The 6,819-nt window shown below is 61.8% G+C and carries 7 protein-coding genes; 4 read left to right on the top strand and 3 right to left on the bottom strand.

What is annotated here, in order from left to right; translation table 11 throughout:
- Positions 1-257: 257 nt before the first annotated feature.
- From WEA77_RS03235 to WEA77_RS03220, 4 genes are read left to right on the top strand one after another with little or no spacing between them, the layout of a single operon-like run.
- Entirely contained in the window at positions 258-1,034 is a 777-nt protein-coding gene (locus WEA77_RS03235) for an alpha/beta fold hydrolase (RefSeq protein ID WP_368066422.1), read from the top strand.
- A complete protein-coding gene (locus WEA77_RS03230; RefSeq protein ID WP_368066420.1) occupies positions 1,028-2,014 on the top strand; it encodes a cupin domain-containing protein in 987 nt (328 codons plus the stop codon). Before WEA77_RS03235 ends, WEA77_RS03230 begins: the two co-directional genes overlap by 7 nt.
- Positions 2,011-2,742, top strand: coding sequence for an SDR family NAD(P)-dependent oxidoreductase (locus WEA77_RS03225; protein ID WP_368066419.1), 732 nt, complete (start codon positions 2,011-2,013; stop codon positions 2,740-2,742). Before WEA77_RS03230 ends, WEA77_RS03225 begins: the two co-directional genes overlap by 4 nt.
- 7 nt (positions 2,743-2,749) lie before the next feature.
- A complete protein-coding gene (locus WEA77_RS03220) occupies positions 2,750-3,814 on the top strand; it encodes an ester cyclase (RefSeq protein WP_368066418.1) in 1,065 nt (354 codons plus the stop codon).
- On the opposite strand, the gene WEA77_RS03215 is transcribed toward WEA77_RS03220, so the two are convergent.
- The 3 genes from WEA77_RS03215 to WEA77_RS03205 form a co-directional block, all read right to left on the bottom strand.
- Positions 3,811-4,563 (bottom strand): HpcH/HpaI aldolase/citrate lyase family protein, encoded by a 753-nt coding sequence (locus tag WEA77_RS03215; protein ID WP_368066417.1) that lies wholly within the window; start codon positions 4,561-4,563, stop codon positions 3,811-3,813. The two genes, WEA77_RS03220 and WEA77_RS03215, sit on opposite strands and share 4 nt — an antisense overlap.
- On the bottom strand, positions 4,560-5,714 hold the full coding sequence (locus WEA77_RS03210; protein ID WP_368066416.1) for a cobalamin-independent methionine synthase II family protein: 1,155 nt from the start codon (positions 5,712-5,714) through the stop codon (positions 4,560-4,562). Before WEA77_RS03210 ends, WEA77_RS03215 begins: the two co-directional genes overlap by 4 nt.
- A gap of 35 nt (positions 5,715-5,749) precedes the next feature.
- On the bottom strand, positions 5,750-6,819 hold a 1,070-nt coding region (locus tag WEA77_RS03205), incomplete at its 5' end, for a LacI family DNA-binding transcriptional regulator (RefSeq protein WP_368066415.1).

The raw sequence follows: 6,819 nt of genomic DNA, 5'->3' as shown, positions 1-6,819 counted from the left end.
GACCTGCCCTATTATCTGGCCCAGCAGGGGCTCGATATCTTTGAACGCCTGAAGAGCCTTCGGCGCATCCCCGGCTGAACGCCGAGCGCACCCGCCGATTGTCTTGTCATTCAACAAACCGGAGAGTGCCACGAAACCGGCGCAGGCCTGTGCGCAGCCGGCGCCGGAGACGCCCTTGCCACAAGCCGATTGATTTTTGCATTCGAATGCATGATCATCCGCCTCCAGATACCGGCAGCACAAGAGCCCCCTTACCGATGGCGATCCAAGACGTCCTCTTCCTGCCCGGGTTCATGTGTGACGAGCGCCTGTTCGCCCCCCAAACCCAATCGCTGACCGCAGCCGGTTACCGCTGCCGTATGGGCGACTATGGCAGCAGCGCTTCAATTGACCGGATGGCGCGCGAAGCCATGCGAAATTCGCCCGGCCGGGTTGCGCTCGTGGGACTTTCCATGGGCGCGGTCGTCGCGCTCGAAATCTGGCGCCAGTTCCCTGAGCGGGTAACGCATCTGGCGCTCCTCAATACAACCGCCCGGGCCGATGCGTCCGGCCCGGCCCGCAAGTCGCAGCTTCGCCGGGTTGTGGCCGGGGAGCTCTCCGACGTGCTGAGGGCCGAACTCGCCCCTAAATACTTTGCTTGCGCGCATCGATCAGCGGCTCATCTCGGTCTCGTTGAGGCAATGGGCAGCCGTCTTGGCCCCGAAGCCTTTGTTCGCCAGATCGTCGCCCTTATGGTCAGGACTTCGCAGATGGAAATGCTGCACACCGTATCCTGCCCGGTGCTCGTTCTTGGAGGTGACGAAGACGAAGTCTGCCCCCTCTCCCGCCAGGAAGAGATCGCTGCCGCAATACCCGGGGCCGAGCTCTGCGTCCTCAGCCCCTGCGGCCATATCTCGACACTCGAACAGCCCGGGCAGGTCAACGCGGCGTTGCTCCGCCTGCTGCCGCAGCAGGCGGCCCGGGCCCCGGTCGTCCGACCTCTGAACACCCCCCATCAGCTGCCCCAAAGGGCAACGGAGAGAAATCCATGGTAACCAATGAGACAACCCGCGCGCAGATCGCTTCGGAGCGGATCGTGCGCTACGCAGACCTCAGGCCTTGCTTCAATGCCTTCATCGATACGCGCACGCCCGGGTCGGACAAGAAGGAAAACTTCACCATCATAGGCCCGGGCGTCTCCGAAAACCCGGCACAGCACGTCCATATCAGCGAGCGGCACGGGTTCAATATCGGCGGCGCGCGCCAGCCGCCGGGATGCACAAACTCCCAGCACAGCCATGAGACGGCGGAGGTCTTCTTCGTCCATTCCGGACAATGGCGTTTTGATCTCGGTGAGCATGGTGAAGACGCAAGCGTCGAGCTCAGCCCCGGAGACCTGATCTCCATCCCGACAGGCGTTTTCCGCGGTTTCACGAACATCGGGACGGATACGGGGGTTCTCTGGGCGGTGCTCGGCGGCGACGATCCGGGCCGGGTGCTTTGGGCTCCGAAGGTTTTTGAACTTGCCCGCGAACATGGACTGGTCCTCCTGGAGGACGGTTCACTCATTGATCTGGCAGCCGGCGAAACCGTCCCGCCGGAAAAGGCACCAATGCCAGCCACCACGCGTGATCAGGTGGCCGCCCTGAAACGTTTTACCCCGTCAGAGCTTGAAGCCTGTGTTGCGCGCGCCGGCGCAGCCGGACCTAACGGGCCCATGAACGGGCTCGCTGAGGTGACCGACATCGTTCTCATTGGCTCAGGCCGCATGAACTGGCCCCACGGCTTTACTGTTTCGAAGGTCATCCTTGATCCGGGAGCTGTGATTGGGCCGCACAGTTTCGACGGCGCCGATGTCTGGTTTGTCCAGTCCGGCAGCGCCGAAGTCAGCCTCGATGGGGAAACCGCGCGGGTGGGGCCCGGAGATACGATCACCTTTCCCGCTGCATCTCGCCGCGCTTTGCGCAGTGCCGGGCCGACCGGGGCGGAACTCGTCTGTGTGCGGACCGACACGATGGCGCCGCATCAGCTGTGAAGCCGGTCTCAGAGCTTGAGGGCAAAGTTTGCCTCGTGACCGGCGCCAGCCGCGGCATCGGCAAGGCGATCGCCCACCTTCTTGACGCCGGCGGCGCATCGGTCATCGCCGTAGCACGCCCGTCCGAAGCGCTCGATGCTCTCGCAGAGGAAATGTCCGAGCGCACGACGCTTATCGGCGCGGATGCAACCTCGGACGCGTTCCTCGAACAGATCGACGGCCTGCACCGGCTGGATGTCCTGATTAATAATCTTGGGACAAATGTTCCGAGGCTTATGGAAGATGTGGATGACGGCCTCCTCGACCTGATGATCAACCTCAACATCCGGTCGACTTATCGGATCTCAAGATCCGCGGTTCGCAGGATGAGCCAGGACGGACGGGTCATCAACATCACCTCCCAGATGGGGCATGTGGGATCGGCGCGCCGGACAGTCTATTGCATGACGAAACATGCGATCGAGGGCCTTACCAAAGCGATGGCGATCGAGCTTGCCCCGCGCGGCATACGGGTGAATTCAGTAGCCCCCACATTTGTCGAAACAGAAATGACGAAACCTATGCTGGCCGATCCGGAGTTTGCCGATTTCGTCAAGCGCATGATCCCGCTCGGCAGGCTTGCAGACGCAGAGGACGTCGCACGCGCGGTTGCCTTCTTGTGCGGGCCGGGCGCAAAGATGATTACGGGTCAGAGCCTCATCGTGGACGGTGGCTGGACTGCGCAATAGGAACATGATGACCATGCCTCTCCCGATCACGCACGTTGCGACGAGTGACATAACGGACATGATGCACCCCGCGCCGGGGCGGCGGATGGACCTGCCGGGTTTCGACGAGGAGTTTGTCGATTTTCCCCATTATATCATCCGGATAACCGAGCGGATCTGGCATGACCGCGAAATCGATCTTTGCCTCAAATGGTATACGCCTGACTGCCTGATCCATACACTCGGAGGCGACATCGTTGGCGCTCAGACCGTGGCCGAAAATACACGGGCAACGCTCGCTGTCTTCAATGACCGGCGACTCGATGCCGACAATGTCATCTGGTCAGAAGACGAACCCGGGACATTCTATTCGTCCCACCTCATCACGTCGAAGATGACCCATACCGGGCCCGGGGAATTCGGCCCTGCGACAGGTAAACGCGTCCGTGTGCAGACGATCGCAGACTGCCTCTGCAGAGACAACCGCATCTTCAGGGAATGGCTCGTGCGCGACAATCTCGGGCTCGTGATGCAGCTGGGTCTTGATCCGGACGCCGTTGCCGCCCGCCAGTCTGCTGCCGACGGCGACCGGATGTTCAGCCTGATCGACTTTCATGCGGGCAATCGCGCCCGGGCGCAGGCAAGCCATGGAAGCCCAAGGACCGATAGTCCGGGTATTGCCACAGCCTTCGCCGCACTCTCATCCCTCTGGCAGTCCAGAAGCGCCAAACACGCAGAAGACATCTATGACTTTCGTGTCGCTGGCGCCTATCCGGGCGCTGTCTCGCTGTATGGACCAGACGACCTGTGCAGATGGTTCGAGCCGCTCTGGGCCGCTTTCCCCGACCTGTCCCTGTCGATCGATCATGTTGCCGAGATTGGTTATCTCGGAGACGCGCGTGACGTCGCTGTCCGCTGGTCCGCAACTGGCCTGCACACGGGCCATGGCCGCTATGGCGCGCCGACCGGTGCGCCCATCTTCTTTATGGGCGTCTCGCAGATGCGCGTGATGAACGGCCGGGTGCGTGAGGATGTCTGTATATGGGACGACCTTGCTGTGCGCCGCCAGGTCGCCGAAGCCCGCCGCCGCTAGAATTGGCGGCGCACGCTCTCGCTGAAGGCGCGCGCCCCGGACAGAAGGAACCCGTGGTCCGAGCCGAGCAGGAAGAGGCTGGCACCCTGCTTGCGCCATCCTTCTATTTCGCTGAGGTTTGCCGTGAACATACCAATGCAGACACCGGCTGCGGCGCCCTGACGGCAGATGTCTGCCACAGCATCCACGACGCGGGGGTCATCCGGGCTCTCTGCGCCCATCGAAACGGCGAGGTCGGCCCGGCCAATGAAGAAAGCATCTATTCCAGGCATGGCAAAGATCTCGCCGAGTTGCGCAAGCGCCTCGGCATCTTCGATCTGGGCAATGACACACGTCGCGCCATTACTGAGAGCGATATGCTCGCGCATGGTGCGGGCGCCATACCCGGCGGCGCGTGAGGAGCCGGCATAGCCGCGGCCCGATCCATACTTACAATCGCTGGCAAGCCTGCGCGCATCGCCGGGAGTGCGGATGTGCGGCGCAAGGATGCCGGTCGCCCCGCAATCGAGCGCATTGAGAATATGTTCAGGATGACTTGCTGGAACCCGAACAATAACGGGCATTCCTCCCGCCGTCAGCGCATGGATGCAGGCATCGATATCGCGGCGATCAAAAGGCGCATGCTCGGCGTCAATGCAGACAAGATCGAGATCGCTCCGGGCCAGGACTTCTGCGATCATCGAGGACGGCGTTTTCAGGAATGTGCCGAGCAATGGCTCACGCGCGCTGAGCTTTTCCTTCAGCGTCATGATCCTACTCGCCGCGATGCGATCTCGGCACCTTCGGCCAGGACCGCGAGCTTGGCGTAGACGATTTCCTCGTCGACGGCACCGAACCCGGCAAATGTCGAGAAGCCGCAATCGGTGCCCGCAATCACATTCTCAGGGCCGGCAATCCGCGCGAACTTTTCAATGCGCTCAGCCACCAGCAAGGGGTGCTCGATGAAGTTCGTTGTCGAGTCGATCACGCCGGGAATGAGCGTCTTGTCCTTCAGGAGCCCCTGCTCGGCCGCTGCCTGCATGACGGTCCATTCATGGGCGTGCCGCGGGTTGGCGTTCTCGAAGAGCAGGCCCCGGGGTTTGGCCTTAAGCGCGACCGGGAGCACGATCTCGAGCGGTGCGTCACAATGGTGAGGACCTTCATAGTTACCCCAGCAGATGTGCATGCGCACAGAGTCGGCCGGAATGTTGCGGAGCGCGTGGTTCATGACCTCGACATGGCGCGAGACGCGGGCAAGGTATTCCGCTTCGGGACGATCCTTGAACATCATGTGCCGCCCGAGGCCGAGGTCAGGGCTGTCGAGTTGCAGGACATGGCCTGCTGCGACGATTGCTTCGTATTCAGGACGCATCGCCTCGGCGAGCGCTTCCAGGTAGGCGTCATCATCCGGATAAAAATCGTTCGGCTGGAACAGCGCTATCACACCTGGACTGGCCGCGTTCATGAAGCTCGCAAGATCTGGTACACCAGTGAGCGCGGCGCGAAACCTCGAGAGGTCCTCTTCAAGAGGCTTCATGCTCTTTACACGGATTTCCCCGACGCAGCGCGGACGCCGGTAGGACGGTGTCCCGCCACCCTTTGCCTGACGCTCGAGGAAGCCCGGGAACGCTTCGAGGTCCTTTGGCGCCCGGCGAGGGCTGTCGCCTTCAAAGCCCGTAATCCTGTCCTTGATATAGGTTGCGTAGGAGATCTTGCTCATCTCTCCGTCGGAGACGATGTCGATGCCGGCATCTGCCTGGCGCTGCACGGCGGCGCGGACCGCTTCTGTCAGGATTTCGTTTGCGAGCCGGGCGTCAATGGGCTCACCGCGCTCCTCTGCGAAGACGAGGTCAGTGACAGCTTTGGAGCGAGGCAGGCTCCCCACATGGGTGGTGAGGATTTTCGTCGATGACCGGGCCATGCCGCCTCCGTTTTGCATTCGGATGCATAACGCGGTCAGGGAGCCTTCGCAATAGAACGACCCTCGAGAATCGCGCCTTCAAAGACCCGCCTTTCATTCGACTGATCGGGCAGCTCCGCGCGCGCCGCAATCATGGCAACGGCGGCCTGGCACATCCGCCCGATAGGCTGGCGGATCGTGGTCAGCTCGTAGCTTGCAAACTGCGACATGCCGATACCGTCAAAGCCTGCGATCGAGAGATCATCGGGTATGCTCAGTTCAAGGACGGAGCGGGCCTCATCCATGCACCCAAGCGCCATCATGTCATTGGCACAGATGATGGCAGTCGGGCGCGTCGCCGGATCTGCGCAAAGCTCCTGCAAGGCTGCGCCGCCACTGTCATAGGTGAAGTCTCCCTGGACTTCCCTGACCTCGTTGACCTGGTGGCGCTGCAGGGCTTCGGCCACGAGGCGAATACGTTCGAAACCAACCATGTTGTCCTTGGGACCGCGGATAAGGCCGAACCGGCGATGGCCGAAGTCCACCAATCGCTCGACGAGGGCGTCCACCTGCGCTCTGGGATCACAATAGACCACGTTGGCGGAGCGGTCGGTAAAATAGCGATTGAAGAAGACGACGGGGATCGAGCGCTTCTGGAGCAGGTCGTACTGGGATCTGGAGAGATGGGAGGCGGAGATCAGGCCGTCGACCTGAAACTGCCAGGCTTGTTCAATCACGCTTTCGGCATCTTCTTCGCTGTCGACGGTAAACAGCAGCACCCGGAGTCCCACTTTCGACAGCTCATCCGTCAGGCAAAACAGCACTTCGGGATAGTACAGGTTCAGCCGACCCGAGACGAGAACAGCGACGAGGTGGGAGCGCTGCGTGATCAAACTGCGGGCGATGGCGTTTGGCTGGTATTCGAGTTCCTCGGCGGCCTTCATGACCCGTTCGCGCATCTTGCCGGATACGCTGGCGCCCTGCTTGAAGCAGCGGGAGACAGCCGACTGCGAGACGCCGGCGAGGCGCGCGACGTCATAGGACGTCGCCCGCCTTCCCCGGATCAGTGGAAGGTTGTCCTGATCAGGATCAGGCGGGTTGTCTTTCTGTCGGCCGCTGGCCATAG

This window comes from Hyphomonas sp. (genome assembly GCF_040882205.1).
GTDB lineage: Bacteria > Pseudomonadota > Alphaproteobacteria > Caulobacterales > Hyphomonadaceae > Hyphomonas.
Note: the sequence above shows the minus strand (reverse complement) of the source record. Positions and strands in the feature narration are given on the sequence as shown.

Coding starts and splice junctions, on each gene's coding strand:
- WEA77_RS03235 (WP_368066422.1), top strand. CDS start 258: ATGGCGATCCAAGACGTCCTCTTCCTGCCCGGGTTCATGTGTGACGAG.
- WEA77_RS03230 (WP_368066420.1), top strand. CDS start 1,028: ATGGTAACCAATGAGACAACCCGCGCGCAGATCGCTTCGGAGCGGATC.
- WEA77_RS03220 (WP_368066418.1), top strand. CDS start 2,750: ATGACCATGCCTCTCCCGATCACGCACGTTGCGACGAGTGACATAACG.
- WEA77_RS03215 (WP_368066417.1), bottom strand. CDS start 4,563: ATGACGCTGAAGGAAAAGCTCAGCGCGCGTGAGCCATTGCTCGGCACA.
- WEA77_RS03210 (WP_368066416.1), bottom strand. CDS start 5,714: ATGGCCCGGTCATCGACGAAAATCCTCACCACCCATGTGGGGAGCCTG.